Below are 26545 nucleotides of genomic sequence, written 5' to 3'. Positions count from 1 at the left end.
AGTTTGTCACCGCTGGCGAAAATCCATTTTCACGAGAGGTGCTGCGACGAGTTACCGTATTCAGTCTTATCCCCAGGGGCTAGCAGAGCCGTCCGGGCTTGGTCTAAATTTGCGTCAACTTGGTAACTCTTACAAGACCAGGTAAAAATCCTGACAAACGTGCGAGAACCTGCGCTATAAATCGCGTGTCTCAACAACTTGCCAGCAACGCTACCATCGCCGCAAATTTCAACCAACACCCGTTGAGCACCTCTCGTGCCAAATGCCGCGCGGTCTCCCGGGGGAACGAATCGCACGCTACAATAAGCCGACCTGACACCTGCACTGATAGCATTTATTTAAGCATTCATGACCAAACGCCGCATCCTTGTGACCTCCGCCCTGCCCTATGTGAATGGCCATATTCACTTGGGCTATATCCTCGAATCGGTGCAGACCGACATCTGGGTTCGCTTTCAAAAACTGCGCGGTAATGAATGCTTGTACGTTTGTGCCGACGACACGCACGGCACGGCGACGATGATTCGCGCCCGACAAGAAGGACGTACCGAAACGGAACTTATCGCCGACATGCAAGCGGCCCATGTGGCTGATCTCACGGGGTTTGATATCGGCCACGACAACTACGGCAGCACGAACGATCCCGAGAACGAACTGCTGTGTCAAACGATTTGGAAATCGATCCGCACAGCAGGTCTCGTCAAGGAAGCTGACGTCGAGCAACTCTTTGACCCTGAGGCTGGAACTTTCCTCGCCGACCGTTTTGTAAGAGGCACCTGTCCCAAATGTCATACGCCCGATCAACCCGGCGACAATTGTTCGAAGTGCGGCAGCACATACAGCCCCGCCGACTTGATTGACCCCAAGAGCACGCTCAGCGGCGCCACCCCCGAAATTCGCTCCGCCAAGCATTTGTTCATCGAACTGGAACAACTGCACGAGTTTCTTGAGGATTGGTCGCAAAACGGCAAGCACTTGCAATCGGAGATTGCCAATTACTTGAAGGGGCACTTCCTCGGCGAACCGCTGCGGGATTGGGACATCTCGCGCCCCGCGCCGTATTTCGGTTTCGAGATTCCCGACTATCCCGGCAACTATTGGTATGTGTGGTTCGACGCGCCGATTGGCTATATCGCGTCCACACACCAATGGTGCAATCGTCATGGGCAAAAGCTCGATGATTGGTGGAAATCGAAGAACACCGAGATTCATCACTTCATCGGCAAGGACATCACCTACTTCCACACGCTCTTTTGGCCCGGGATGCTCAAGGTTTCTGGTTACGGTCCGGTCGAGAACGTGCACGTCCACGTTCATGGCTTTCTCACTGTCAACGGCGAGAAGATGTCTAAGAGCAAGGGAACGTTCGTCAACGCACGCACGTATCTCAACAATCTCGATCCCAGCTACTTGCGCTACTTTTTTGCTTCCAAGCTGAACGACCGCGTTGACGATCTCGACCTCTCACTCGACGAATTCATCGCCAAGGTAAATACCGATCTCGTGGGTAAGGTCGTGAATCTCGCCAGCCGCACGGCGAAGTTTGTCGAGCAAACGGGGCTATCCGAAAAGTATCCTGACGACGGGGGTTTGTTTGCCAACGCTGTTACGCTGGGCAATGAAATCGCTGAAGCCTATGAGTCTTGCGACTACAGTCGGGCCATGCGTTTGATTATGCAGCTAGCCGATCAGGCCAATCCATTTGTCGAAGAGAACAAACCGTGGGAACTGCGCAAAGATACCGCGCAAGCTGGTCGCTTGCAGGACGTTTGCACGATCGCGCTGAATTTATTCCGTCAAATCGCGATCTACCTCGCTCCAGTTTTACCACGGCTAGCCCAACAAACGGGCGAGCTCTTGAACGATCCAATCACATCTTGGGACCAGGCAAAGACTCCACTCGTGGGGACGCCGGTTGCCAAGTTTCAACACATGCTCAAACGCGTCGAAGAAAAGGATGTACAAGCCATGATCGAAGAATCCAAACCTAGTGAAACCCCTGGCGAGCCCGCTTCAGCGGGCGGTGCTTCAGCCACCGTAACTGACAAGTGGAACGACCCCGGCGAAGCGCTCGCCGCCGAGCCTCTCGCCGCGGAATGCACGATCGACGATTTTGCCAAGGTAGACCTCCGTGTCGCGCGCGTGGTCGAAGCCGAAGCCGTGCCCGAGGCACGTAAGTTATTGAAACTTAAGTTGAGCTTGGGCGGCGGTGAGTACCGACAAGTCTTCGCGGGGATCAAATCGGCTTACGAACCTGAAGCACTCGTGGGTCGGCTGGTGATCATGGTGGCCAACCTCGCTCCGCGGCAGATGAAATTTGGGCTAAGCGAAGGGATGGTTGTCGCCAGCGGTTCGGGTGGCAGCGAAGTGTACGTCTTGTCGCCCGACCAAGGCTCGGTCCCTGGACAGCGCGTTCACTAATCGGCGATCATTATTCGTCCGCTTCGTAAACTTCGATTTCCATTAAGCCGAGATCGCCACTTTTGTCGTTTTCTTTGGGAGTCACCGCGAGTGGCTCCCATATTTCTCCTTCCAACCAACCGGCGGAAAGTTCGTCAGTTTCCTCGATCCAGAGTTTCACTTTGGCCTTATAGCTTCCTGGCGGCACGTGCTGGAGAGTAAAGCTTCCGTCCTCATCGAGCTTCGCTACGTAGGAACTCTTCGGCATCTTCGCGAGCCACGCCGCGTTTTCGACGGGATCGAAATTCATTCCAACCGTCGTTGACCGACCCCACTCAAAGAAGATGTTCTTAACCATATCAGTTGGCTCATCTTCTCGTTCCAACTGAACCATGCCGCAACTGATCAACGCTTCGCTGCCGTCGTAAAATATGGGAACGACCGTGCCAGAAACACTGATGCCTGCGCGGTTGATTTCGATCTTGCTCGTCGCGCCGGGCGATAAGGTGACATGGGCTTCGTTAGAGAAGTCCTGCTGTTTGTGATCCGTCTCAACGCAATATTCCAATTGCTTCCCCAGGACGGCATAGCCATTGGTCAGCCGCTCGAACGCAAATTCGCCTTTGTCATTGGCAGTAGAAAAGTTGTTCCAAGTGATTTGGCTTTTCTCGCCGAATGCCTGGTATTCCACGACCATAAGTTGCAGCTTATCATTGGCCACGGGCTTCTGACCAACCGAGACTACGCCTTCCACGCGTGCCCATGGCGTAAGTACGATATCAATCGGTTCGTTTTTGGCGAATTTCTTGCCGGGCACGAGTCCCCACCCTTCATCGGCCAGGCAGAGCACGCGATATTCACCTTCTTGAGCGGCTAAATCGTATTTGCCATTTTCTCCACTCACGAAATGCGCCGTTTGGTCCTTCGTCGTCACGGCGCCATTCTCGATCAGAAGTTTGTCTTCCGGCTTAATCACATATAACTTGGCACCAATGGAGGGTTTTCCTTCCTTCGTTTTGATAAGCCCCTGCGGAGCAAGCTTGTCCTCCAAAACTTCGACGTGATTAAGATCGCGAATCTGTTCGTTACCGAGTCGCCGTTTTCCAAAGCCGACGTCGCTGAAATATATTTCGTGTGACAACTTCAAGCGCATCTCCAGCGGTTCGGGCGTAGCGATCTCGGCTCGCCAACTTCCTTGGGCGTTTGTCTTGCCAAGTTCACCGCCAATTACGGGGCAAACTTCTCCCTCATCGGCGACCCGCGACGAAACGACCAAGCCTTCGACGGTCACCCCTTCGACGGGCTTCCCGCGCTCGTCATGCACAATCCCGCCAATGGTTTGTCCCTTGGAGAGTGTGAATGCAAATTCTTTGGGAACTGATTTCTGCTGCCAACGGACTTCAAGCGGAATGCGGCCTGGTGCCGTAGCTTTCATCGTCAAAGAGGTGGAATCGTTCGGCAGATTCAGCGTAGCGATTCCCTCTTTACTGACCGTGAGCGGAAATTCGGTGTCGTCCATCGTTACGTCAATGGTTGCTTGGGGAAGCGGTTTGCCCGCTTCATCGACAACTTTGATTTCCAGATAGCGAAATGCCTCCTGCGCGTGCGCATTGCTGACGACACACAGAAGTGCAATGCAAATGAGAAGGATAGAACGAGCAGTCATAGCAATCTGCGCACGAGTTGTGAGGTTAAGAACTGCCTGAGATTTTACTCAATATCTGGCGCCTAGCTACTACTTGGCTGGCTGTGGAAGCGTAGGGGTGACCTGAAAGACACTCACTCCCCCGGCTGCTTGAGTTGGGATGGGATTCGTCATCTTTAACTCAGATTTGCCCAAATCGTCGATTTCGTCGGCGGATCCCTCGGGAATGGTGATTTGCTTGTTGAGCGTGGCGAGATTATTCCAGTTGTAGTTTTGCCCTGTTGGAAGTTCGTAGAGCGTGACCGTTAATTGATAGTTTCCTGGCTCTACATCGAAGATTTCAAAGTTTCCATCTTCATCAAATGCCGCAGCGTAACTGCGCCGAAATTGGGGCTGAGCCGGCTGAGGCGTGGTCGGCGAAGTCGCATTGGCAATCGCTTGACCTATCGCGTGGAACATACTGGGAGCGACATGAGTTTGTTCGTAGAGTTGCACCGCCCCCATTTTCCAAGATACCGTCTTTTGATAAGCCTCGGGGACCGTCATCTGCCCCTTGATGTTTCGCCCCTTGCCCCCCAGTTGAACGGAGGCCGTGTCGCCGGCTTCCACTTTAACAGGTACCGCGTGGGAATTACTCGACATGCTGCCGTTGCCGGTATTGGCATAGTCGATTCTGAGCGCGGCCTGATAGTCACCTGCGCGCACGCGATCAAAAACAAACTTTCCCTCGGCATCAGTTTGTGCGCCGTACCACCAATACGACTGCGGCCGATTCTGCTCATAAGCCATCTGATAATTGAGGCTAACTTGCTGATTGGACACTGGCTTTTCGCCGCGCATGTATTTGCCAGTCACCTTGGCCCAAGGCTGTAAGGTGATTTCGAGGTTGTTGCTATCGACTTTGCTATCAATCTCACTCCATCCGGCGTCGCTCAAGCAGATGAGTTTAAAATCGGCATCGGGAAATGGAAGCGAGAATTTGCCATTGGCATCAGTCGTCACTTGAACGGTGTCCGATTGCCGTTGGCTTCGACCACTGGAAATATAAAGTTGGTTATTGCCGGCAGTAGCCATCAGAACTTCAGCGCCCGCGACCGGTTTGCCATCGGGCGATTTCACGATGCCCGTGGGACCTGCTCCTTTTTCCACTTTGAAATCGAGGGTGACCTCCCCTTCATCGCTTTTAATTAAACGCGAAATTGCCGGGCGATAGCCCTCAGCCTCGATCCGCACGAGATAGCCTTCGTAGGGCTCGCCGAACTCCTTGCTGAATTTTCCATCTTTGCCAAAATGATCATTATGTCGCTGCCAATAGTCGCGATCATTGCCCTTAAATCTCAGCCCTTCAATCACCTGAAACTGCTTCAAAGGTTCGCCAGTCTCTGCGTCGACCACCGTCCCAGAAACTTTCAGCGCCCGGGGCATCGTGATGACGTGCGGCTCTTCCTGCGGCGCGAAATTTTGCCCGCGCACCGACATATAGCCACGGCAAAACATATCGGACTGCACCTCATCGGCGGGGGCGTGTTCCCAAGTCCACATCCCTTCGGCATCGGTCGAGCCGCGACTGGCCATGCTCATCAGCGCGCGACAATTCCGCCAAGTGTCCGCCGCGATCCCAACTCCGGGAATGGGCTTGCCATCGGGATCAACAACCTTGAAGATCACTTTGTGGCCTGGTTTGAGTTTGAAATCAACCGGCTCCAAGTCGCGACTGATTGTGATAGTCCGCATGTCGGGGGCGAATTGATTGGCGAACACCGTCAGCAGATTCTCGCCAGCCTCGACATTGTTGATGCGGTACTTTCCTTCGTTGTCAGTTTTTACAATCATGTCGTTGTTAACATAGTCCCGACCGAGCCCCACCTTGGCATTTGGCACGGGCTGACCCGCGGAATCGACCACCGTGCCGCTCACGCCCATTCCTTTTTGCATGATCACAATTTTTTCGAGCGTGCGCAGTTCTTCCCAAGTGCCGCCGCGAAAACCATAGCCTTGGTCACTCACGTACTCGGGATGTGTGAATCGCAATTGCAGATTGGCTGATTCTTCAGGGGCCGAATTCACTCGCCAACGACCTTCTTTATCTGTGGTGTCCAACTCACCGCTTAAATCAGGTAGTAATTGTCCTTTGCCGGGAAGCTGCGAGCTATTGTCATAGGTCATGATCCCTTCGATCTTGACTCCTGCGAGTGGTTTGCCGTCCTCATCATGCACGATTCCGCCGATGGGGACGCCCTTCTTCATGGGGATTTCAAACTTGTCGGGAACGCTTTCCCCCTTGTCCCAAGAGGCGCCTTGTGCGAGGAACCCATCGTGCAACACCGAAAGTTTAACGCGGCTACCTCCCTCGCCGGGGACATTCAAGGAGACCGTGCCCTTATCATCCGTAGGCATGGGAAAGGCCATGCCGTCGAGACTGATATTCACATTCACATTGGGCATCGGCTTGCCGTCGGGATCAAGAACTTTCACTTCCAAGAACTTGAAGCTTTGGGCTGATCCGACTGCGCCTAAAGCGCTGACCCAACAAATCAGGATCAACAAACCGATTTTATAAACAGATAAGCAAGAGCGCATCTGTGCCATCCTTAGTCGAGTGGAAGCCTTGAGCTGGTGCGTGTTTCTCCCTAACCTTCAGATTAAGAAAGTCAGCGACGGGATGCAACGGACCGCGAAACGGCGGCCTATTGCGGCGTGTCTCAAGAATGGAGTCGCTTCCCGCGACGAAATCACGCGGACTAAATTTGCCGCTTACAACCACAACTTTAGCCGGCCGCCGAGCATGTCGGGAAACGCTTTTTCCACGCACCGCCGCACGACATTGACGTGATAGCGTGTGCTCAAATGCGCAGCCACGATCAATTCATTTTTGAAACGCCCTTGCCGTTCGACAAAATCATCCAAGTGCATGTGGCCAAATTTATGAATGCGTTCTTTGCGATGCTCCGGCGAAACAAAGGTCATTTCGCAAATCATAATCTTGGCGTCGTACATTGCCGGATTGTTGTCGAGCCCTTCGGGTGTGGTATCGCCTAGGTAGGCAAGCAACGGCTTACGTTGTTCCTCGGTGACATCCTTGCCGCTCAGGCGGATATCGCGAATTTGTTCCCCGCTGAGTCCTTGGTACTCTGATTTAAGTTTGTGGCGTCGTTCCCACACCAAAAATCCGAGCGATGGTACCGTATGTTTTGTCGCCATCGCTGTGACAACCAGCTCGCGGTTGAGTTCAATCTCCATCCCCGGCTGCAATGGAATAAGTTCACACGGCATACGGCCACGATCGAGCTTGGTGAAGAGCCGAAGTATCCGTTGCACCGTCTCGACCATTTCCTCGGGCAGATAGATTCGCGGCGGCTCCATCTTCATCATCCGCCGACGGGCCACATAAACGGGAAGTGCCGCGACGTGGTCCAAATGGCCGTGGGAGATGAACCAGTTTTCGGTTCCCATGAACGACCAGGGCTGGGCTCCCAGGTCAAAGCCAATCTTAAGCTCGGGGATCCGCCAATAGCTCTGCACCGCGGCGCGGGAATAGCCTTCGATCGTCAGGCCGTCGTAGGCCAAGGTTTGAATGGGAGCGTTGTCGATCATCTCGTAGCTTTGCGAGGGGAGTCTCAGGGAATCCCCTATCGTAAAGCGAGCGAACCGATTCGGGAAGCGAGCGATTTTTCGTCGCTAAAACAGGGCAATCAGCAACAAAAGATTTCGCTATAGCCTCGGCGACCATCATTTCTTCGCGCCCGCCATCATACAACTATGGCGTGGCTTGCACGATCTCGCCATCGGCAATCGTCATCAACGATCGCAATACCACATCATCGATTCCGTCGTTGATGAACTCCGTGTGGCCGTCGCAGTAAACGAAATGCACACCGTCGCCATGCGGTGAGCTAAATTGAAAGCGGCGTTCGCAATGGTTGTTGCAATCGGTATCTGCGGGATTCAGTCCCGGTTCGGCACAGGGGCTGTTGCACGACCACCAGCGCGATACTCCACGGCTAAACGCCGCGCCGAGGCCGCCACCCCCACCGGTCGTGCCCGCCGCCGAACCGCGTCCCCAACCCAAGTTGTGAAAGTACAACTCGCCGACAAGGAGTGTATGAGAAAGTCCATCGACGATGTCTTTGAACTTCACTTTCGATTTTGGAAACATGGACCCGCCATTCTCGGCGGGTTGCACGCCACTCACGACGGCGTAATCCCCCTTAGCATAGTGACCGTCTCCTTCGTAGTACGCATCATCTGAGCTGGGGCAAGAATAGATCGAAAGCGGTGTTGAAACGACGGGCCGATTGACGGCGGCGTTTTGCCCTGCCGGGAAATCATATTGGGCGTAAAGCGATTCTTGTTCAAGATGCGGTAAGACCAGCACGGCCCAAGTATGAAGCTGCGTGCTACCACCATTATCATCAGTTACCGCGGGGGGCAGATTGTTCTCGCGCTCATGGAACATCGAGAGCGCAAGTCCATGTTGCCGCAGATTGTTGACACACTGGGTTCGCCGCGCGGCTTCACGCGACTGCTGAATCGCCGGCAATAACAGCGCAACGAGCACCCCGATGATGGCGATCACCACCAAGAGCTCCACTAAAGTGAAGCCGCTGCGTTGCAGAGAGTTGTTGTTGGCGTGAAACATGCTCGTTATGTCCTGTTGTACATAACGACATCTTGCGGGATCGCCCGTCCCATGTCAATTGAGGTGTCTTTAGCGGTCAATCCGTCGCTGAATTTCCGCAAGTTTGTCTTGCTGTATTTGGATTTCTTTCTCGGCGGCCTTGTCGAACGCGCCTAAAAAGTCGCCGTCGAGCACTTCGGCACATAGATCAAGTTGCTCTTTGGTTTCAGCGAGCGTTGTGCGGATATCCCGTGGGGCGTGAACCATCTGGCGCTCTGCGTTGTTCAGCGAATCGTAGTACAACTCAACAAAACTATAGTCACGCGCCAAACTCTCGAGCTCATTGATCTGGGCAGCCACAACTTCCAAATTCGCCGTTCTCATTTGCGACAAGGCGAGGTTCACTTGGTCCAAGCCTTCGTGATAGCCGGTAATGCGTGCTGCCAACTCCGTAAAATTGACTCCCACGGGCCCGACAGGTTCGTCTTGCTTTTCGACAATAGTTTCGAGCAAGTTTTCTTCCAGAAGTTGGGGCTGCTCGGCCGTGCCAGGACGAGGAGCGACTTCCAGCGTGCTCTTTGCATTCGCTCCCCGTTCGCCGGGATTTAAAGACGGCGGTTGGCGCAATGTCACAACTTCATCAACTTCTTCTTCGAACGGATCAAAGGCTGTTGGTGTGATTGGTGAGTCAATCTCTTGCTTAGCGACTTCAATCTCGACGACCACTTCCTTTGAGGGCGACGTCTCTTCGTTCGCCACAGGCTTCATCACTTTGTGCTCGACCGGCGGCTGAATACGCGAGAATTCGGGAGCTGCCGGCAAGCTCCTTGCTACCCCCGGCAGTGAACTCGCGCCGGCTTCTTGCAGCCAAGTCACGAGCACTTCGCGATCGGTATCGCTTTGCTTCGACTTTTGCCAAGACGCCATCACCTCGTCGAGTTGTGCCAATCGTGATGTACGCTCCTGCTCGTTATGTCGGAACGCCATTTCCAATTGGAATCGCAGATCGGATCCCATTTGCACCACGTCGGTCGACTTAGGAGAACTGCTTTGATGTGCTGTCACACCCGCCGCTAAGATCGCTACGGCCACCGCCATGCTCACAAACACGGTAAGTCGTTCATTGCCGTTCGACTGAACCATTGCCACGCATCTCCCCAAGAATTATGAACTCACGACGGCACGGATTGGAACGAGACCTCTGCCGACATACAATCCATCGGCCACTTACAAAAACCGGGTTGACTCGACTCTTGCGACAATGACTCATCCGTTTGCTAAACCCTTGCTGCTCGTGTCGCTTGTGCTAGTTTTGCCGTTGGTGCTATTGGCTTTCGCGGGAGAGAGTTTTACGACGTTCATCGATCGCGTAAAAAATGATCCGCCTTCCGCCACGACAACATTCATAGCCGTGGCCGCGATCCTCGCGACGGACGTTTTTCTGCCTGTACCGTCTGGACCGATTAGCACGCTCGCCGGGAGTCAACTGGGACTAATCGGAGGAATGTTGGCTTCCACACTTGGCATGACAGTCGGCGGCACGATTGCCTTTGCGCTCGCGCGGCGATGGGGCCGTCCGCTGGCAGAACGATTCGCCGATCGCGAGCAACTCGCTGCCCTCGAATCCGCGGCCGATGCTCATGGACTCTGGCTGCTGCTGATTACACGACCACTACCCGTGCTTGCCGAAGCGGCGGTGCTGCTGGTGGGTACGCTACAAATGAGTTGGCAGACATTCTTGCCGGCACTCATCGTCAGCAATCTGCTGATCGCGGGAACCTATTCCTACCTGGGGCATACAGCGAGCGAGCAGGGTTGGCTCGTATTCGCAGTTTGTGGGTCAATCGCCGTACCGCTTGTCATTGCTGCATTGGCGAGATTTTGGCTCAAACGGGATCACAGTTGAGCAAAATGCTTAAACGGACCTCGCCATATTTTCGGCTTTTCTGCTCGTTGGAACGAATTTTGCCAAAACTAAGCTCGTGCCGGGGGGTTAGACTGGCGTACACTTTAAGGGGCGGGCTGAAGAGGCAGGGTATTGCCTACGGCAAACCCAATTTCGGGAGAACAAATCATATGATGTGCCATCGTTTTTTTATGTTGACCATGCTGCTAGTTGGCACCATGGCTGTACCTACGTTCGCTCAATTCGAGGAAGATGCTCCAGCAGAGGGCTTTTCCGAGAACGACGGATCGCCCGCGGATCGTGGTGATCGCCGCGAAAGATTTCGTGGCAGAGAAGAAGGTGAAGGCGGCGGACCGCGTGGTCGTGGGCCACGTCCGAATCCCATGTTTGAGGTGATGGATGCGGATGGCGATGGCATGATCACTGCCCGCGAGTTGCGAACCGCAGCCAAAGCACTCAAATCGCTTGATGCCGATGGAGATGGCAATATCTCACTCGAAGAAGCCTCGCCCATGCGTGGTCCAGGTGGCCCCGGCGGGCCGGGTGGACCTGGAGGACGGGGCGGTGACCCCAACGCAATGATCGACCGCTTTATGGAACAAGACGCCAACGGCGACGGCAAACTCACGATCGACGAGGTCGACGAACGGATGGGACGCATGTTGCAAGGAGCCGACACCAACCAAGATGGTGCGATTGATCGCGCTGAACTTGAATCGGCCATGCAAAACATGCGAGGCGGTCCTGGCTTTGGTGGCGGCGGCCCAGGGGGGCCTGGCGGTGGCATGGGTGGCGGCTTTGGCCCGATGGGTGATGCCGATTCGATGACCAAGCAAGTGATGACGGCCGATCAAAACGGCGACGGCGTGATTAGCGCCAATGAAATGGACCCACAGATGTCTCGTATGATGCAAGGGGCCGACACCAATGGCGACGGGGCACTCAATCCCAAAGAGGTTCGTCTCTATATGGAAAATGCTCGGCAGAGGATGGAACAATTCCGTTCTCAGCGTGGGGCCGGTGGCCGGTTTGATCCGCGCGAAGGCCGTGGCCGGGGTCAGGGCGACGCTCCCCAGCAATAATCGCTACGCTGTAAGTAAAGCAAAAACCGCGGGGCCTAATTAGCTCCGCGGTTTTATTCTTTTAGCGGTTGGCCAATACTTCCTGCAACTCAGCAATGTTAGCGGGTTTCACCAGATGGTGATCGAATCCCGCCTCGCGGGTGCGCCGACGATCCTCTTCCTGTCCCCAGCCCGTCAGCGCAACCACGAAGACGTCGTTGTTTGCTTGATCTTGCCTGATCCGCTCCACGACTTCAAATCCATCCATCCCCGGCATGCCAATATCGAGAAGAATAACATGAGGTCGCGATTTAACGATTGCTTCCAAAGCGGCGGGGCCGCTGTGAGCAACTTCCACTTGAGCACCCTGCAGCTTCAGCAGGATTCTTAAACTCGTTGCTGCGTCGACATTGTCGTCGACTACTAAAATTCTGCAGCCCTTGAAACTGGTGCATTTTTCTTTCGCGGGATCAGATTTAATCTCTGGACTCGATTTGTCGACTTTCAACAGAGGCAATCGCACCGTGAATTCGCTTCCCGGCACGGACGGTTCACTATGCAAACGAATCGTTCCTCCATGCATCTCGACCATGGTTTTTACCAAAGTCAGGCCAATTCCTAAGCCTCCCTGTGCCCGCTTGGTCGTGCGATCAACCTGCATAAACAATTCAAAGACGTTGGGCATCATCTCTGCTGGAATTCCCACGCCATTGTCGCGTACCGAGATCGCGACTTCGTCTCCCTCAATTCTGGTGGCAAACCATATCTCCCCCCCTTCGTTGGTATATTTGGCCGCGTTATTCAACAAGTTCGCAAAGATCTGGCCCAATCGGACCGGATCACCCCAGACTTGAAGAGGCTCGGCGGGAAACTCCACCGTGAGCTGGTGATTAGCGGCATCGATGAGTGGCCGACTGATTTCAAGAGCGCTGCGCATGGTTGTCTCTAAATCGACTGCTTCCTTGCGCAACTCAATCTTGCCGCGAGTGATTCGCGATACTTCTAACAAATCATCAACGAGCCGCACTAAATGGTTAACTTGACGCTCGAGCATATCACAAACATTTTTGAGCGTGCCATCCTCGTCCGCGGCGAGCTTCAAAATATGTAGTGAGTTACGAATGGGGGCCAATGGGTTTCGCAGTTCATGTGCCAACGTCGCCAAAAATTCGTCCTTGCGGCGGTCGGCTTGCTTGAGTGCGTCCTCTGCCTCTTTGCTAAGTGTCAAGTCTCGCATCACCTTGGTGTAACCGATGTGCTTGCCCTGGGGATCGTAGAGCGCCGACGTAATACCCGAAGCCCAAAAATGGCTGCCGTCTTTGCGCCGCATCCAACGATCGTTGCTCGCCGAACCATCTCGCGCGGCTACCTCAAACTCTTCTTGAGGAATGCCTGAGAGTTGATCCTCCAAAGTAAAAATATGGCGAGACACTTCGAGCCCCATGAATTCGTTCTCTGCGAACCCGAGCACTCGCAACACACCTTCATTCCAACTCGTAGCCTTTCCGCTCAGATCGATCATGAAAATGGCATAATCCTTGACCTGCTCGACCAGCATCCGGTAGCGTTGTTCGCTAAAACGCAACTCTTGGGCGATCCGTTCATGTTCCACCAAGAGATTTCGAGCCTGATATTGCCGCTTTCGCACACGAAGCGCGTTATGCACCGCGTTCGTGAGGCCAATCACTCGCGTGGGCCGCTCGACCAAAATGACATTTCCCAATGTCTTAAGGGCCGTGGTGACAGCTGTTGATTCCAAACCTTGCCGTGTTACAAGAATGATTGGCAGATCTGACCACGGCGGTTGATTTTGCACAAGCTCAACCAAAAGCTGACTTTGAGTGTTTAGCAAAATCTCCTCTGCGATCAAAATGGCCCCCGCCCCCAGGGCCACTTCGTCCACCAGCGACGGAATATCCAGACACAAATCGCAGCGAACGTTGCTCTCGCTGAGAATATGCGAAGTCAATTCCGCATCTTTAATGGTCGGTGCGATGATCAACACACGTTGCTCGATGTCGCTGGCCATAACGATTCGTCTCTCAGCTGTCGCAGTCTTGTTGGGATGACATCAACCATTCATGCGTTGGTGATCGCTATTCTCTGGGACGGGAATCCCAGAAAAAATACCGCGGAACTCGTGCAATGGTTCACCGACTTCTATTTTTCCATTAGCCAGTCGAAACTCACGGATAGTTCGTTCATGCTGTCCTCCGCGTTTCTTCACGACAGAAATCGCCTGGCGAACCTGACCTTTCGATTCGAAATAACGGATCAAAATCACCGCGTCTGCCAAATAACTGGCATCAATCGGAGTGATCATCGCTCCGCCTATCAAGCCTTGATGAGCGCCTATCAAAATTGTTGCCACACCGTGCTGCCCCAAGTACATAAGAAGCTCATGCAATTGGACAGCCAGGTACTTTTCGCCAGGCATAGCATTCAGATAGCCATTCAAACTATCGATCACAATAATCTTGGCATGGTCGACCTCCACGGCTAGGCGAATGTCATGGATCAATTCACCCGGCGACAATTCTGCGGGATCAACCTGTTGGACCTTAACACGTTTTGCTTCGACATGGGAACGAAGAGTGATACCCAATCCGTCAGTACGAGTGAGAAGAGTCTCAACTCCTTCGTCAAAAACGAACATGGCTGCATGCTCGCCTCGCTCGGCAGCGGCATAGACAAATTGCGCAGCAATCGTCGACTTGCCAGTTCCAGCCGCTCCGACTATGAGCGAGCTTGTCCCACTTTCAATGCCGCCACCCATAAGCTGATCAAGAGGCTCAATTCCACTCGTCAGTTTTCTTCGAGGTGATGTATGCCGATGCTCGGCTGCAATCAGCCGCGGAAAAACTTTAAGGCCCCCGTGTTCGATCTTATAATCGTGGAAGCCACCCCGAAATTTCATCCCCCGATACTTCACGACGCGCACTCGCCGTCGTTCGGAACCGTAATCCGGATACCATTGATCGAGAAAGACAACGCCGTGAGCAATACTTTGCACCTGCATGTCACGATCAGTGGCCGTAAGATCATCGAGGAGGATGACCGTGCAGTTACGTCCCGAGAAAAATCTCTTGAGAGCGGAAATGTGACGGCGGTACTGCAGCGGGCTCCCAGTGATCAAGCGCAACTCCGACAAGGAATCGAACACCACACGGCGGGGCTTGATCCGTTCGACGTCATCCAAAATGGCTTTGGTCGTCTCGTTGAGTTCGACCTCTGAAGGGTGGAACATGGTGTACTGTTGATCGCCCTGCAATGTATGCTCGGAGGGCACGGCATCGCGGATTGTCAGTCCATCGAGAGACCAACCATGCGATGCCGCCACGGCCCGTAGTTCATCTTCAGTCTCCGACAGAGTGACATACAGGACCGGCTCATTGTTTCGTACACCTTCCATTAGAAATTGCATGGCCAGGGTTGTTTTTCCTGACCCCGGTACTCCCTCGATGAGATACAACCTGCGAGTACTAAAACCGCCATTGAGGATATTGTCTAACCCTTCAATGCCGGTCAGTGCTAGCGGCTCGTTGCTGTTTGTTTCATTCGGTGAATGAATCATGGTAAAACCATTCGCAAAAAACTTTGCCCTTTTGAGGAGTTCGAGCATCACTTCTTTTTGATACGGCTCGGTTGAGAAGCAAGCGATATGCCGAGAGAGTTATGGAATTGCAACTAATTACGCCACAAGAGTTTGTGGCTCAGCATCAAAGAAGGTACTAGGTGGTTAAAAACCGACCTGGTCGAGATTCAACCAGTTTCTAATAGCCACAAACGCAATAAAGAAGAAATGCAAATTGCTTTTCATCTATTCCGCAAGCGCTTGGGCAATAGCCGTTCGCAAGGTTTGCAAACTCGCGGGCTTACGGACACACGCGGCGACGGGTTCGTGTTCGAGCACAAGTTCTTGAGCATCCGGATGTCCAGAGATGAGAACGACCGGTATCCCTTTTTGCGATAAGACTTCAGCCGTGGCCAAGCCATCCATGATTGGCATGTCGAGATCAACGAGCACCAAATCGACTTCCCCGACACGGCAAACGTCGACTAAATCCGCGCCGTCGGCTACCGCATAAATCACTTGGTGGCCCAAGGCATCCAACAGTCGCACCAAAATGCTCCGGCTGGCTGGTTCGTCCTCCGCCACAGCAATTCGTACGGACAGAGTCTCTTCGCTCGACATAATCATGGCGTCTAAAAAAAGATAAAGATATTGCCGTGCTGTGATCCCCCCGGATAAACACGGCTGATGTTCCGAATGGAAGAGAACTCCACTCATTTTACCGTGGAGACAAAAAGATACGAGCGATGAGCTACTTTTTTCGCGAGGTTACAGCACGCGGCTACAAGACACTTCGCCGGTTAGCTAAGCTTTAACGAGAAACAGAAAACCGCACCGACAGTGTTAATGTAAACTTATAGTCAACAGAGCTTTGTGGCTGAACGCGCGACGACCAGCTTGATTGTCTACGAATTACTAAGTTTTAATTTTTGTGATGAAACTGAGAGGAACCTTAATAGTAGAAAGCTCCTTTTATCCTCGACTTAAACACCACAACCGCAGCTTGTTTCCCACACCCGGCCATCCGCGGCCATGATTGGCGTGTGTTGAAAGACGGGAGGGGTAGGCTGCGAATTGTCATAGCCTCCGAATCGTGCCATTGGTGACCAATCGGGGCTGACCGCAGGAAGGGGTGGGTCTAGTTTCGTGTATTCTTGGCTGCCGTGAACGACGCGCCCGCCGACTATAGTGAGAACGCTTTCCAACCCACGAATCGCGTCTTCTTGGACGGCAAAGTAATCGTCGCTGAGTGCCGCGAGATCAGCAAAGTGGCCGATGTCCAATGTCCCTTTGCGATCGTCTTCACCGCTAAACCACGCGCTGCCTTGGGTGTAGAGCCGCAGTGCTTCTTCGCGTGTGAGACGATCCGCGGGATCATGCAAGACCGTGCCGCCCACGGTTTTGGAAGTCACCATCCACCATAAACACGTCCAAGGATGATAGCTAGCGACGCGCGTGCCATCTGTTCCTGCGCCAACGGGAAGTCCCATCTTGAGCATCTGCCGCAGCGGCGGCTTGCGCTTCGCTGATTCGATACCGTAACGGCGGATGTAGTATTCACCTTGATACGCCATCCGATGTTGAGTCGCGATTCCGCCACCCAGCACGTGGATGCGTTCCATGTTTCGCTCGGAAATCGTCTCGGCGTGATCGATGAACCAGCGCAAATCGTTGATCGGAAATTCGCGGTGGACTCGCTCGAAAATATCCAAGAATCGCCCGATCGATTCATCGTAAGTGGCGTGGATCCGCCAAGGCCAACGAGCCTCGGCAAGCATGCGGACGATCGGCTCAAGCTCCGCTTCCATGATGGGTCTAAGATCAGGACGCGGCTGCAAGAAGTTTTCAAAGTCGGCTGCCGACCACACTAAGTTTTCGCCAGCACCATTCACTCGCAGCAGATCGCCGCCGTCGCCAGGCTTCGTCATGCCCAACCAACGCGTGTAGTCGGCCAGCTCTTCACCCGATTTTTGGGCAAACAAACTATAGGCAACTCGCACGGTGAGCTGACCTTCCTCGTCAAGATTTTTTACGACCGCATAATCATCGGGATAGTTTTGTCCGCCGCCGCCGGCATCCGACACGCTCGTCACACCAAACCGATTGAGCTCACGCATGTAATGCCGCGTGGAATTGAGCTGATCCTCGAACGATAGCTTCGGTGCGTTGGCAATCGTTGAATACAAAATCAAGGCACTCGGCTCAGCAATCAAAAGCCCCGTCGGATTGCCTTGGCCGTCGCGAGCAATCAGACCGCCCGGGGGATTCGGAGTTTTCTTATCGAAACCCAAGACACGTAACGCAGCACGATTTAGCAAAGCTGAATCGTACAAATGCAACAGGAATACCGGGGTATCGGGCGCGGCTTTATTGATCTCTTCCAGCGTGGGCATGCGGCCTTCAGCAAATTGAAACTCATTCCAGCCGCCGATGACCCGCACCCACTGTGGTGGCGGGGTGTTTTGAGCCTGTTGACGCAATTGTTCCAAGGCCTGTGCCACGCTCGGCACGCCATCCCAACGTAATTCCAGATTGTAAAACAGACCTGCCCGAATCACGTGCAGGTGAGAATCATTCAACCCTGGAATCACGCGGCGATGATTCAGATCGATTTTCTGAGTGCCGTGATCAGCAAGGGCCAGCATCTCGTCATCGGTTCCAAACGCCGAGATTTTCCCGTCGGTGATCGCCAAGGCGGTCACTTCGGGCTTTCCCTTCAATAACGTCGTGATCTTGCCGCGATAAAGAATTGTTTCGGGGGCCATCATCAAACCCTTTCTCATAGCGGTCGGTTTGACACAGGGAACCGACCGCTTTCCCAAAAAAAGTTACTTGAGATTCTTCCGGGCTGCAGGCGCTTTGTGAACCATCGTGTAGGCGTACTCAATGCCCACTCCATAGCCACCGCCATGCTCGCGGAAGATATCCATCAAGGCGTTGTAATGATCCCGATGGGCCCAATCGCGTTGGAACTCCAGCACCGTGGCCAGCGCTGTCATTCGTACGGCGCCGGCTTGCACCATTCGAGATAGGGCGGCTTCGTGGGCAGCGGGTGATGTACCGGCACAAGCGTCATCGACGACGTAAATGTTGTAGCCTTCGGCCAGCATGTTTAGCGTGGGCCAGGTAATGCAGACTTCGGTCCAAAGCCCCGAGAGGATAATATTCTTCTTGCCCGTGGCTTTGATGGCTTCGCGAAATGCCGGCGTATCCCACGAATTCATGCCCGTTCGTTCGATTGGCGTTTGTTCAGGAAAGATATCCAAGAGCTGTGGCCACATCGGCCCGCTGAATGAATCGGTTTCCACCGTGGTGAGAATCGTCGGCACGCTAAACTCTTTGGCCCCCTTGGCGAGCATGAGCACATTATTCAGGAGTAGCTGCCGATCGATTCCGCTCGCAACTCCAAACGACATTTGTGGTTGATGATCGATGAATACAAGCGCGCTGTTGTCGGCAGTGATTAGACCTTGGTCGGTGTGTGGAAGAATATTAGCCATGGAAGGAACTCCTATTACTTTTTTGTCTGTTTTGGAAAGGTACTGCGTCCGGAATTGAAATATCGCCGCGTCTTGAGTTAGGCGGAAATGTTTTCGTTCTTTGTTAGTCGCGAGTCAAGGCTCGCACGTCCTGAGCCGTTGGCCATCAGGAAGACCATCGTGCCCATCATCGAAAGATTTTTCATAAACTGAATCATCTGCATCTCACGCTCCTGGCCTTCAAAGGTCCAGAAGTCGTGAAAGAAGTAAGTGGCCAATACTAGGAACACGAGCAACAGGCCAGCGCCAATCTTGGCTTTGTAGCCCAGAATGATCGACACGCTGCCAGCAATGAGAAACACAATGGCCCCCACGAGCATGATTTGCGGAGCGGGGACTCCTTCGGAGCTCATGTATCCCACGATTCCGCTGAAGTTAGGAATTTTGTTCCCCACGGCACTCATCAAAAAGATTGTAGCGATCATGACGCGACCAACGACGGTCAAAGCGCTCTGTAGTGTGTTGTTCATGTCAGAATTCCTCGCTTGAGTTAATTGGAGATGTTTGAAAGTTGAATCACGCCAGATCAAAGAGCATGATCTCGGCGTCGTCGTTGGCTTCGATGGTGAGTTGGGTTTCATCACTCACAGCCGCACCATCGCTCGTGCTGAGCCGCTCACCGTTGAGCGTCACGTTTCCTCGCAAAACTTGCAACCAAGCATGGCGTTTCTCGGTAAGTTCGTGACTCACTTGCTGCCCCTTATCCAAAGAGGACAAGTAAATACGAGCATCTTGATGGATCAACAATGAACCTTCGGTGGCATCGCGCGAAGCCACGAGCCGCAAACGGTTGTGGCGTTCTTCCTCAGCAAATCGCTTCTGTTCGTAGCTGGGCGTGATTCCCTTCTCTTCGGGAAACAGCCAGATCTGATATAGATGCACGGGCTCGGTCGACGAGGGGTTAAACTCGCTGTGAGTGATCCCCGTGCCGGCCGACATGCGTTGAAATTCACCGGGTCGCAGCACTTCGCCATTGCCCATCGAGTCCTTGTGTTCCAAGGCTCCCTCGAGCACATAGGTCACGATCTCCATGTTCTCGTGCGGATGAGTGCCAAACCCTTCCCCAGCGGCAACGAAGTCCTCGTTCATCACTCGCAGAGCACGAAAATGCGTGTGAGCGGGATCGCGGTACGAACTGAACGAGAATGTGTGATAGGTATTCAGCCAGCCATGATTGGCATGGCCACGGTCGTCAGCTTTGCGAATAGTAACCATTATCAAATTCCTTATTTACTTTCACGTCAATTGTTTACATATCAAGTGTTTGTCTTAAAAAAACTATCCGGCTTCGATTTCACTTGGAGAATGGCGTGCCTTCTCCAACAGCCGTGACAGTTCCTTCAGTTCCGTACGAGTAAGATGTCCCACCAAACTCTTATGCATCTCGTCCACAGGGGCATCCAACTGTTTGAGCAGCGACAGCCCTTTGCTGGTAATCTCGACATACACCACACGGCGGTCTTCCAAACAGCGGCGACGCGACACAAGTTCCTGTTTCTCCAAGCGGTCGATCAACCCCGTAATGGCTGGCACAACTTGGATCATGCGATCGGCAATCTCAAGCGAAGGTAAAGGCTGGCCTTCACCACGCAAAATTCGCAGCACATTATATTGTGAGTTCGTCAGGCCAAAGTCTCGAAACAACCGACCAAAGCGATTGTCGATCCAGTCGCTGGTACGCAGCAGGTTCAAAACGGCTTCCTGTTCCGCCGACTCGAACGGGCGTTTCTTCTTAAGTTCATGTTGTAGTCGGCTGGTCATGTTGAATGCTTCCTTATTTGCTTCACCTGCATTTAATTTACATGTAAATTATCGACAAGTCAATAGAGTGCCGTGAATTTTTCTTGAAGTTCCAAGTCATGTTGAATTTCGCGGCAAAAGAGGGCACGGTTGACCCCACAAATTTCTGAAATCAGCCACGAACCTAATGCCGAACCGCGGCGTAGAAGGGCGGTAATAGGGAGATTGCGTCTCGTTCAACTATTTGAACTATCAGTTTTTGAAGGGAAATTCGTATGAAGTATTTGCTGAGCCTCTATATTACTGTCGCCATGCTGGCGATGTTTACCACCCCGACAAATGCAGCAGAGGAATCGACAGCCGCCGTCACTGAGAAAAAAGCCTTGGCCGTCGGAGATGTAGCTCCCGTATGGAAAGACCTCGAAGGTGTCGACGGCAAAACGCACAGTCTGAGTGACATCAATAATGCTAAGGCCGTTGTAGTTGTCTTTACCTGCAATCACTGTCCCGTTGCCCAAGCCTATGAAGATCGCATCATTGAGCTGTCAACAGACTACAAAGACAAAGGCGTCCAAGTCGTCGCCATTAACGTGAACAATATGGAAGATGACAAACTCCCGGCGATGAAGAAGCGGGCCGAGGAAAAAGGTTTTGAGTTTGCTTATCTCTATGATCCTTCGCAGGAAATTGGTCGCGCCTTTGGTGCGACGGTCACGCCGCATGCCTTCCTATTAGATGGTGAAGGTAAGCTCGCTTATGCCGGCGCTATTGACGACAACATGGAACTCGCCGAGGTTCAGCAGCGATATTTACGCGATGCAATTGATGCCGTGCTGGCTGGCAGCAAGCCCGAGGTCGATTCGATGAAGCCCATGGGTTGCGGCATTCGCTATGAATAATTGGGGATTGAGTTTCGCGACAATCACACTTATGGCTAGTGGCCTGGTCGGCTGTTCGCCGGACGATACGAAAAACGCTAACACCGAGCTACAGGGCCGCGTCGAGCAGCATTCCGCCGTAGTCACAATTGTCGACCGGGCGGAATACGACGCGGCCCTTGTTTCGTTCAAGGGCCGCGTTGTCCTTGTCGATTGCTGGGCCACATGGTGCTTGCCTTGTTTGCAGCAGTTACCTCACACCATGCAGCTTGGCCAGCAGCACGATGAGTTAGCCCTGGTCACATTGAATTTTGATAGCCCCACCAAAAGCGAGCAGGTGGCGAAAATGCTGACTTCCAAGGGTGGTGATACAACAGGTACGCATTTCATCAGTCAACAGGGGGGTAGCCCACAGTCGATGGAAGAATTCGAAATCTCTAACGGTGCCCTCCCGTACTACAAACTCTACGATCGCACAGGCAAACTCCGCCGCACGTTCGAACTCGATCCAGCGGCGGTGAAGCAATTTACGACCGCAGACATTGATGCCGCCGTGGCCGAACTCTTGAACGAACGTCAATAATTCTCCCAGCTTGACCTAGTTGAAATGAAATCAATTCGACCACACTTTCGCTCGAAATGAGCTGAAACGGTGGGCTTTCTTACACAAATTCCTCGTAGCATTCGACGTTTCTGTGAATTCCCATCTCGGCATGCCGTTCGCATATTTCTTCTTTTGAATTCAAGGGTACCGTCGCCAAGATTTAATAGTAAGGAGAAATAAAATGAGAAGCTTGGGCTTATTTGCTGCCGCCATGTTGGTGGCATTGGCTTTAGATGGTCGTGCGAGCGAAGCAAAAGCCCAGGGTTTTTACTACGTGAACCGTCCTGTGGTTGTCAGGAGTGGGTATGTTTACGGCGGGTATCGCTACCCCGTCCCGACCTATTCCTACGAAGGTGGCTGGTATCCCGGTAGCTATATGAATCTCTATGGCAACTACGGTTCGTACCACGTCATGACGCCCTACTGGAATGGCGGCTACAGATATCGTTATTGGTAATCTGGCTGCTATATCCGCTGAACAATTTTCACCCCGCGCCAAGGAATTTGGCAGCGGGGTGTTTTGTTTATAGGTCATGGACTTCCGGATTACGTATCGATTCGATGACATTTCTTATCACTCTGATTGCATTGCGTGTGAGTCGTTTTAATGGGCTTTCATTAAAAATCGGCAAGTATTGTCGATTTTTTCTCTTTGGCATGGTCTTCGCAAAATTGATGAACCATGACCGCAGGGCATGTGGTCGCCAGAAATCAGAGGGGATAGAAGTATGAGAAACTTAAAGTTGTTGGGTGCGGCAATCGTTGTCGCCTGGGGATTGGGCAGCGAATCGAACGAGTCCCGAGCACAAGGTATTCACATTGGAGCTGGCCCCGTGCATGTCGACGTCGGCAATCCCCACGGCAGTTGGTATCGCGGGAACTATGGTGGGGGATATGGTCGTGGCTACAACCATCGGGTTTACAGTCACGGACATCACGGTGGCGGTCACTTTTGGCATGACACGAGCCACTACGACTACCACCCCGGCGGCTACCAGCGGCACTGGAACCACTACCACTACGTCCCTGGGCACTACGATTTCCACCGAGAAGGTCACTGGGATCACGGCCACCATCACTAATCCTTCGTGTAAGTTCGCACCCAGAATACCGGGCCTGCTCACACGAGCAGGTCTTTTTCGTTTCTGATAGGGGTTGTGGCCCAAATAGCTAGCCGGTCGCCGACCAAGCGTCGTCTATCTATAATCGAGCCATGAAAAGCTACCTTCTGAGTTCGATGATCCTGTGCTGTTTGCTTAGCGTTTCCCTTCATGCCGAAGAAGAAACGCCGAAGCCCGATGGCGATTCTGAACCAATCCACTATTCCGATTGCCACATACACCTCTTAAATTTCCTGCAAGGTGGTGAGTTTCTTAATGATGACGACAAGTTTCCCGGTTCGCGCTGGGGTGAGGTTGATCACCAGCGGTTCATTCCCCTGCCGGCCGGGCAGCGTTGGCGGCGGATCGCGGGGCTGTTGTATGCCATGGACCGCGGCAACATCGACTATGCCATGGTCTGCGGCATGCCTGTTTTGAAGAAATGGGCGGATAACGAAACCTACGAACGTCCCGACGGCTATCTCGACAACGAATCGCACGTGCTCCTGGCAAGTTACACCGATCTGGCGATTGGCGCGGCGGTGCTGGAATATCAACAAGAGTTTCGCCAAGACGAACAAAAACTCAAAGACTTGGATCGCGTCGCGCCGTTTGTCTGTGGATTCGATCCCACGGATCTCGGCGCGGTCGATCAAGTCGTTGGCCGCATTCAAGAATATCCCGGCGTGTGGCAAGGTATTGGCGAGATCATGTCGCGTCACGATGACCTTACGCACTTGCAACTGGGAGAACGCCCACGCAGCAATCATCCGGCGGTCTTGAGAGTCTGTAAGTTCGCCGGCGCGAATTTTCTGCCCGTGAGCCTTCATCACAATATCGCCCCCGTTTCCCGGCCAGGTGTGACCAAGCCTCCTGTCTATCTCGATGAATTGATTGACTTGTTTCGTTACTGTCACGTTGAACCCGGTTCGCCGGGACAATCAACTGTATTCATCTGGTGCCACGCGGGCGCTAGCCGTCGAGTTAAAGTCGAGAACCTCCCCTATTGGATTAATGAAGTCCTCGCTTCGTTCGGCGAAAATGTTTACATCGATCTCTCTTGGGTGATTTGGGAAAACTATATCGCCGACGACATCGGCACTTGGGCGAAGTTGATCGAAAAATATCCGACGCGCTTCATGCTCGGTAGCGATGTTGTGGGCGGCTCTAGCACCGCGGCCAAAACGATTTCCCAGTTCGAGCCGTTGCTCGAAGTTCTTAAGCCCGAAACTCGCCAACTTGTGGCACGCGACAATTTCCAGAACCTCATGAATCAAATGGCCAAATTGCGCCGCACCGCAAAACTGGGCGACGAAAAATCGCGCGGCATCGTGCTGCCGGTTGACTATCGATATCCCGAATACGCCGACATGCCGCGCTTGCGCGACGACGAATCCTTTGTACGATCGCGTTTGAAGCGCGATGAAGCCGCCGCCGCGGGAAAAAATTAGCACCACGAAAAGCGCAATTCATGGTGCGCAAAACGCACATTTCTTTTTAATCGTCATAGTGTGAAGCTTTACCCTCGCACATTGGCCTGCGCGGGTGGCAGTCGCTTCTTGGCCTGCTTATAATCGCACGAACGATTCGCGACTTTTCATGCCGGGCGCCGATTTCATCGGGCTGCCTGGATTTCCTTATCCCGAAAGCCTGTTCATGTCCGTCCCCGATTCACCAACATCCTCCGGTGGTCATTTCCGCTGGATCATTTGCGCGTTGCTCTTCTTTGCGACGACGATCAACTACATCGATCGCGCGGTGCTCGGTGTGTTGGAATCGACGCTTCGCGAAACGATCCAGTGGACCGACAAACAATACGGCGACATCAATGCGATGTTCGCCTTGGCCTATGCCATTGGTTTTCTCTTCGCCGGTCGAATGATGGATCGTCTCGGCACGCGGGTGGGTTATACGATTGCTCTGGTGGTTTGGTCGTTGGCTGCCGCCGCGCATGCGTTTGCTGACAGCGTGGTGGGCTTCGCGATTGCTCGTTTTGCGCTCGGGATCGGCGAATCAGGAAACTTCCCCGCCGCGATCAAGACCGTCGCCGAATGGTTCCCCAAAAAGGAACGCGCCTTCGCGACGGGCATATTCAACGGCGGGTCGAACGTGGGGGTCATCATCGCCCCGGCAGTTGTCCCCTGGATTGTCATTAACTGGCATTGGCAAGCGGCGTTCCTAGCGACCGGCCTCGCGGGTTTGATTTGGGTGTTCTTTTGGTGGCCCATCTATCGCCGTCCGCAAGAGCATCCCAGCCTTTCTCCCGCAGAACTGGCTTACATTGAAAGCGATCCACCCGATCCCCCGGTTCACATTTCCTGGTTTGAACTACTCAAATTTCGCCAAACTTGGGCCTTCGCGGCCGGTAAGTTTTTGACCGACTCGATTTGGTGGTTCTATCTGTTTTGGTTTGCGCCGTTTTTGAGTTCACAATTCGGCGTCGACATCAAAACGATCGGTCCGCCGATGATCATTGTTTATTTGCTCGCCGACGTCGGCTCGATTGCCGGAGGCTGGCAAAGCTCGCGGCTCTTGATGCGGGGTTGGACGGCCAACGCCGCGCGCAAGACCGCGATGCTCACGTGTGCGATCTGTATTGTGCCTGTGGTTTTCGCTCCGTTGGTGAAGGGTCAATACGCCCTCTTCGGTAACGTGACAATCGACGCCAAATGGATCGCCGTTCTGTTGGTGGGCATAGCCGCGGCGGCACATCAAGGTTTTTCGGCCAATCTGTTCACGCTCACATCTGACATGTTTCCCCGCCGGGCTGTCGGTTCGGTCGTGGGCATCGGCGGTTTCGCGGGGGCCATGGGTGGTTTCCTCATGAACCTCGGAGCCGGTCGTCTCAAGGAGATGACGGGCAACTACATCGGTATGTTCGCGATCGCGGGCTCGGCGTACTTAGTGGCATTGCTGGTGATTCACTTGCTTGTTCCGAAGTTGGAGCCGGTGCAGTTGGAGACTTGATCATTGAATTTATGATTTAGGATTTCTGATGTATGGTTGAAAACAAACATTCTGAGAGAGCCTAGGCGACCGAAGAATCTAGCCTCCACATTCACAGGGTTTAAACTCGTGTTAGGTGTAGGCCGGAACAAGCTCAGCGCAGTTCCGGCAATTCACAGCCTGTTGTACTTCTTGCCGGAACTGCGCACGGCTTGTTCCGGCCTACATGCTTTTCAGGTTTGCCAGCTTGGCCAGGTTTGCGTGGTTTGCGGCCTCTCCCCACTGCCAAGCTGACTTTTCGCGCGTGCGCTGGGGTCCCAACTTTGGTGACGAAACTCCTGGGTTTTGTCACATGGCGATGTCGCAAGTGCTGAAAGTTCAAGCCCTTGCGAAATACGCATGTGCCAAAATGAGTCGAATTTTGGTCAAAACGCACAAAACATGTGTTCCAAAATTCACTCAACGGTTTAAATTGTCAAAGAACACGCGCCGCTCGCGGCGGCCGTGTATTTTAACCAATTGGGGTGGCCAAAT

General features: G+C 53.3%; 22 protein-coding genes. 9 read left to right on the top strand and 13 right to left on the bottom strand.

Annotation, left to right across the window (positions count from 1 at the left end; all coding sequences use genetic code 11):
* Positions 1–348 precede the first annotated feature (348 nt).
* Positions 349–2421: a methionine--tRNA ligase gene (gene metG, locus AC6T8Q_RS10265; protein ID WP_500678991.1), complete on the top strand. Its 2073-nt coding sequence runs from the start codon at positions 349–351 to the stop codon at positions 2419–2421.
* A 10-nt stretch (positions 2422–2431) separates the two neighbouring features.
* Here metG and AC6T8Q_RS10260 read toward each other — a convergent pair whose 3' ends face one another.
* The 5 genes from AC6T8Q_RS10260 to AC6T8Q_RS10240 form a co-directional block, all read right to left on the bottom strand.
* A complete protein-coding gene (locus AC6T8Q_RS10260; protein WP_500678990.1) occupies positions 2432–4066 on the bottom strand; it encodes a hypothetical protein in 1635 nt (544 codons plus the stop codon).
* Between the two features lie 69 nt (positions 4067–4135).
* A complete protein-coding gene (locus AC6T8Q_RS10255; RefSeq protein WP_500678989.1) occupies positions 4136–6625 on the bottom strand; it encodes a carboxypeptidase regulatory-like domain-containing protein in 2490 nt (829 codons plus the stop codon).
* A gap of 174 nt (positions 6626–6799) precedes the next feature.
* Entirely contained in the window at positions 6800–7639 is an 840-nt protein-coding gene (locus AC6T8Q_RS10250) for an MBL fold metallo-hydrolase (protein WP_500678988.1), read from the bottom strand.
* A 163-nt stretch (positions 7640–7802) separates the two neighbouring features.
* Positions 7803–8684, bottom strand: a complete 882-nt coding sequence (locus AC6T8Q_RS10245) for a DUF1559 family PulG-like putative transporter (RefSeq protein ID WP_500678987.1) — start codon at positions 8682–8684, stop codon at positions 7803–7805.
* A 69-nt stretch (positions 8685–8753) separates the two neighbouring features.
* Positions 8754–9806, bottom strand: a complete 1053-nt coding sequence (locus tag AC6T8Q_RS10240) for a hypothetical protein (RefSeq protein WP_500678986.1) — start codon at positions 9804–9806, stop codon at positions 8754–8756.
* Positions 9807–9924: 118 nt separating this feature from the next.
* Here AC6T8Q_RS10240 and AC6T8Q_RS10235 point away from each other — a divergent pair, with 118 nt between their 5' ends.
* A complete protein-coding gene (locus tag AC6T8Q_RS10235; RefSeq protein WP_500678985.1) occupies positions 9925–10569 on the top strand; it encodes a TVP38/TMEM64 family protein in 645 nt (214 codons plus the stop codon).
* 218 nt (positions 10570–10787) lie between these two features.
* Positions 10788–11651, top strand: a complete 864-nt coding sequence (locus AC6T8Q_RS10230; RefSeq protein ID WP_500678984.1) for a hypothetical protein — start codon at positions 10788–10790, stop codon at positions 11649–11651.
* 61 nt (positions 11652–11712) lie between these two features.
* Here AC6T8Q_RS10230 and AC6T8Q_RS10225 read toward each other — a convergent pair whose 3' ends face one another.
* The 8 genes from AC6T8Q_RS10225 to AC6T8Q_RS10190 all read right to left on the bottom strand — a co-directional run bounded on the left by AC6T8Q_RS10225 (position 11713) and on the right by AC6T8Q_RS10190 (position 20504).
* On the bottom strand, positions 11713–13659 hold the full coding sequence (locus AC6T8Q_RS10225) for a hybrid sensor histidine kinase/response regulator (RefSeq protein WP_500678983.1): 1947 nt from the start codon (positions 13657–13659) through the stop codon (positions 11713–11715).
* A gap of 42 nt (positions 13660–13701) precedes the next feature.
* Positions 13702–15204, bottom strand: a complete 1503-nt coding sequence (locus AC6T8Q_RS10220; protein WP_500678982.1) for an ATPase domain-containing protein — start codon at positions 15202–15204, stop codon at positions 13702–13704.
* 246 nt (positions 15205–15450) lie between these two features.
* Positions 15451–15831, bottom strand: a complete 381-nt coding sequence (locus AC6T8Q_RS10215) for a response regulator (protein WP_500678981.1) — start codon at positions 15829–15831, stop codon at positions 15451–15453.
* Between the two features lie 356 nt (positions 15832–16187).
* Positions 16188–17969, bottom strand: a complete 1782-nt coding sequence (locus AC6T8Q_RS10210; RefSeq protein WP_500678980.1) for an amidohydrolase — start codon at positions 17967–17969, stop codon at positions 16188–16190.
* Between the two features lie 63 nt (positions 17970–18032).
* Positions 18033–18704, bottom strand: coding sequence for a hydrolase (locus tag AC6T8Q_RS10205; protein ID WP_496920217.1), 672 nt, complete (start codon positions 18702–18704; stop codon positions 18033–18035).
* A gap of 77 nt (positions 18705–18781) precedes the next feature.
* Positions 18782–19213 carry a DoxX family protein gene (locus tag AC6T8Q_RS10200; RefSeq protein WP_500678979.1) on the bottom strand — a complete coding sequence of 144 codons (432 nt, stop codon included), beginning with the start codon at positions 19211–19213 and terminating at the stop codon, positions 18782–18784.
* A 46-nt stretch (positions 19214–19259) separates the two neighbouring features.
* A complete protein-coding gene (locus tag AC6T8Q_RS10195; protein ID WP_500678978.1) occupies positions 19260–19958 on the bottom strand; it encodes a pirin family protein in 699 nt (232 codons plus the stop codon).
* Positions 19959–20021: 63 nt separating this feature from the next.
* On the bottom strand, positions 20022–20504 hold the full coding sequence (locus AC6T8Q_RS10190) for a MarR family winged helix-turn-helix transcriptional regulator (RefSeq protein ID WP_500678977.1): 483 nt from the start codon (positions 20502–20504) through the stop codon (positions 20022–20024).
* 254 nt (positions 20505–20758) lie between these two features.
* Here AC6T8Q_RS10190 and AC6T8Q_RS10185 point away from each other — a divergent pair, with 254 nt between their 5' ends.
* The 6 genes from AC6T8Q_RS10185 to AC6T8Q_RS10160 all read left to right on the top strand — a co-directional run bounded on the left by AC6T8Q_RS10185 (position 20759) and on the right by AC6T8Q_RS10160 (position 26032).
* Positions 20759–21382 carry a thioredoxin family protein gene (locus tag AC6T8Q_RS10185; RefSeq protein ID WP_500678976.1) on the top strand — a complete coding sequence of 208 codons (624 nt, stop codon included), beginning with the start codon at positions 20759–20761 and terminating at the stop codon, positions 21380–21382.
* Positions 21375–21944 (top strand): TlpA family protein disulfide reductase, encoded by a 570-nt coding sequence (locus AC6T8Q_RS10180; RefSeq protein WP_500678975.1) that lies wholly within the window; start codon positions 21375–21377, stop codon positions 21942–21944. The genes AC6T8Q_RS10185 and AC6T8Q_RS10180 overlap by 8 nt, the downstream gene beginning before the upstream one ends.
* A 202-nt stretch (positions 21945–22146) precedes the next feature.
* A complete protein-coding gene (locus AC6T8Q_RS10175) occupies positions 22147–22422 on the top strand; it encodes a hypothetical protein (RefSeq protein WP_500678974.1) in 276 nt (91 codons plus the stop codon).
* 271 nt (positions 22423–22693) lie between these two features.
* Positions 22694–23047, top strand: a complete 354-nt coding sequence (locus tag AC6T8Q_RS10170; protein WP_500678973.1) for a hypothetical protein — start codon at positions 22694–22696, stop codon at positions 23045–23047.
* 131 nt (positions 23048–23178) lie between these two features.
* Complete coding sequence (locus AC6T8Q_RS10165; RefSeq protein WP_500678972.1) at positions 23179–24516, top strand: amidohydrolase family protein; 1338 nt, start codon at positions 23179–23181, stop codon at positions 24514–24516.
* 148 nt (positions 24517–24664) lie between these two features.
* On the top strand, positions 24665–26032 hold the full coding sequence (locus AC6T8Q_RS10160) for an MFS transporter (protein ID WP_500678971.1): 1368 nt from the start codon (positions 24665–24667) through the stop codon (positions 26030–26032).
* The last annotated feature ends 513 nt before the right edge of the window (positions 26033–26545 follow it).

Origin of the sequence: Bythopirellula sp. (assembly GCF_041737835.1) — a bacterium.
Classification (GTDB): domain Bacteria; phylum Planctomycetota; class Planctomycetia; order Pirellulales; family Lacipirellulaceae; genus Bythopirellula.
Note: the sequence above shows the minus strand (reverse complement) of the source record. Positions and strands in the feature narration are given on the sequence as shown.

What these genes read in the sequence shown, in the direction of transcription:
- AC6T8Q_RS10200 (WP_500678979.1), bottom strand. Translation starts at nt 19,213, where the DNA reads ATGAACAACACACTACAGAGCGCTTTGACCGTCGTTGGTCGCGTCATG.
- AC6T8Q_RS10195 (WP_500678978.1), bottom strand. Translation starts at nt 19,958, where the DNA reads ATGGTTACTATTCGCAAAGCTGACGACCGTGGCCATGCCAATCATGGC.
- AC6T8Q_RS10185 (WP_500678976.1), top strand. Translation starts at nt 20,759, where the DNA reads ATGAAGTATTTGCTGAGCCTCTATATTACTGTCGCCATGCTGGCGATG.
- AC6T8Q_RS10225 (WP_500678983.1), bottom strand. Translation starts at nt 13,659, where the DNA reads ATGGCCAGCGACATCGAGCAACGTGTGTTGATCATCGCACCGACCATT.
- AC6T8Q_RS10165 (WP_500678972.1), top strand. Translation starts at nt 23,179, where the DNA reads ATGAAAAGCTACCTTCTGAGTTCGATGATCCTGTGCTGTTTGCTTAGC.
- AC6T8Q_RS10240 (WP_500678986.1), bottom strand. Translation starts at nt 9,806, where the DNA reads ATGGTTCAGTCGAACGGCAATGAACGACTTACCGTGTTTGTGAGCATG.
- AC6T8Q_RS10230 (WP_500678984.1), top strand. Translation starts at nt 10,788, where the DNA reads ATGGCTGTACCTACGTTCGCTCAATTCGAGGAAGATGCTCCAGCAGAG.
- AC6T8Q_RS10215 (WP_500678981.1), bottom strand. Translation starts at nt 15,831, where the DNA reads ATGATTATGTCGAGCGAAGAGACTCTGTCCGTACGAATTGCTGTGGCG.
- AC6T8Q_RS10260 (WP_500678990.1), bottom strand. Translation starts at nt 4,066, where the DNA reads ATGACTGCTCGTTCTATCCTTCTCATTTGCATTGCACTTCTGTGTGTC.
- metG (WP_500678991.1), top strand. Translation starts at nt 349, where the DNA reads ATGACCAAACGCCGCATCCTTGTGACCTCCGCCCTGCCCTATGTGAAT.
- AC6T8Q_RS10210 (WP_500678980.1), bottom strand. Translation starts at nt 17,969, where the DNA reads ATGGCCCCCGAAACAATTCTTTATCGCGGCAAGATCACGACGTTATTG.
- AC6T8Q_RS10245 (WP_500678987.1), bottom strand. Translation starts at nt 8,684, where the DNA reads ATGTTTCACGCCAACAACAACTCTCTGCAACGCAGCGGCTTCACTTTA.
- AC6T8Q_RS10255 (WP_500678989.1), bottom strand. Translation starts at nt 6,625, where the DNA reads ATGCGCTCTTGCTTATCTGTTTATAAAATCGGTTTGTTGATCCTGATT.
- AC6T8Q_RS10175 (WP_500678974.1), top strand. Translation starts at nt 22,147, where the DNA reads ATGAGAAGCTTGGGCTTATTTGCTGCCGCCATGTTGGTGGCATTGGCT.
- AC6T8Q_RS10205 (WP_496920217.1), bottom strand. Translation starts at nt 18,704, where the DNA reads ATGGCTAATATTCTTCCACACACCGACCAAGGTCTAATCACTGCCGAC.
- AC6T8Q_RS10190 (WP_500678977.1), bottom strand. Translation starts at nt 20,504, where the DNA reads ATGACCAGCCGACTACAACATGAACTTAAGAAGAAACGCCCGTTCGAG.
- AC6T8Q_RS10250 (WP_500678988.1), bottom strand. Translation starts at nt 7,639, where the DNA reads ATGATCGACAACGCTCCCATTCAAACCTTGGCCTACGACGGCCTGACG.
- AC6T8Q_RS10220 (WP_500678982.1), bottom strand. Translation starts at nt 15,204, where the DNA reads ATGATTCATTCACCGAATGAAACAAACAGCAACGAGCCGCTAGCACTG.
- AC6T8Q_RS10170 (WP_500678973.1), top strand. Translation starts at nt 22,694, where the DNA reads ATGAGAAACTTAAAGTTGTTGGGTGCGGCAATCGTTGTCGCCTGGGGA.
- AC6T8Q_RS10180 (WP_500678975.1), top strand. Translation starts at nt 21,375, where the DNA reads ATGAATAATTGGGGATTGAGTTTCGCGACAATCACACTTATGGCTAGT.
- AC6T8Q_RS10160 (WP_500678971.1), top strand. Translation starts at nt 24,665, where the DNA reads ATGCCGGGCGCCGATTTCATCGGGCTGCCTGGATTTCCTTATCCCGAA.
- AC6T8Q_RS10235 (WP_500678985.1), top strand. Translation starts at nt 9,925, where the DNA reads ATGACTCATCCGTTTGCTAAACCCTTGCTGCTCGTGTCGCTTGTGCTA.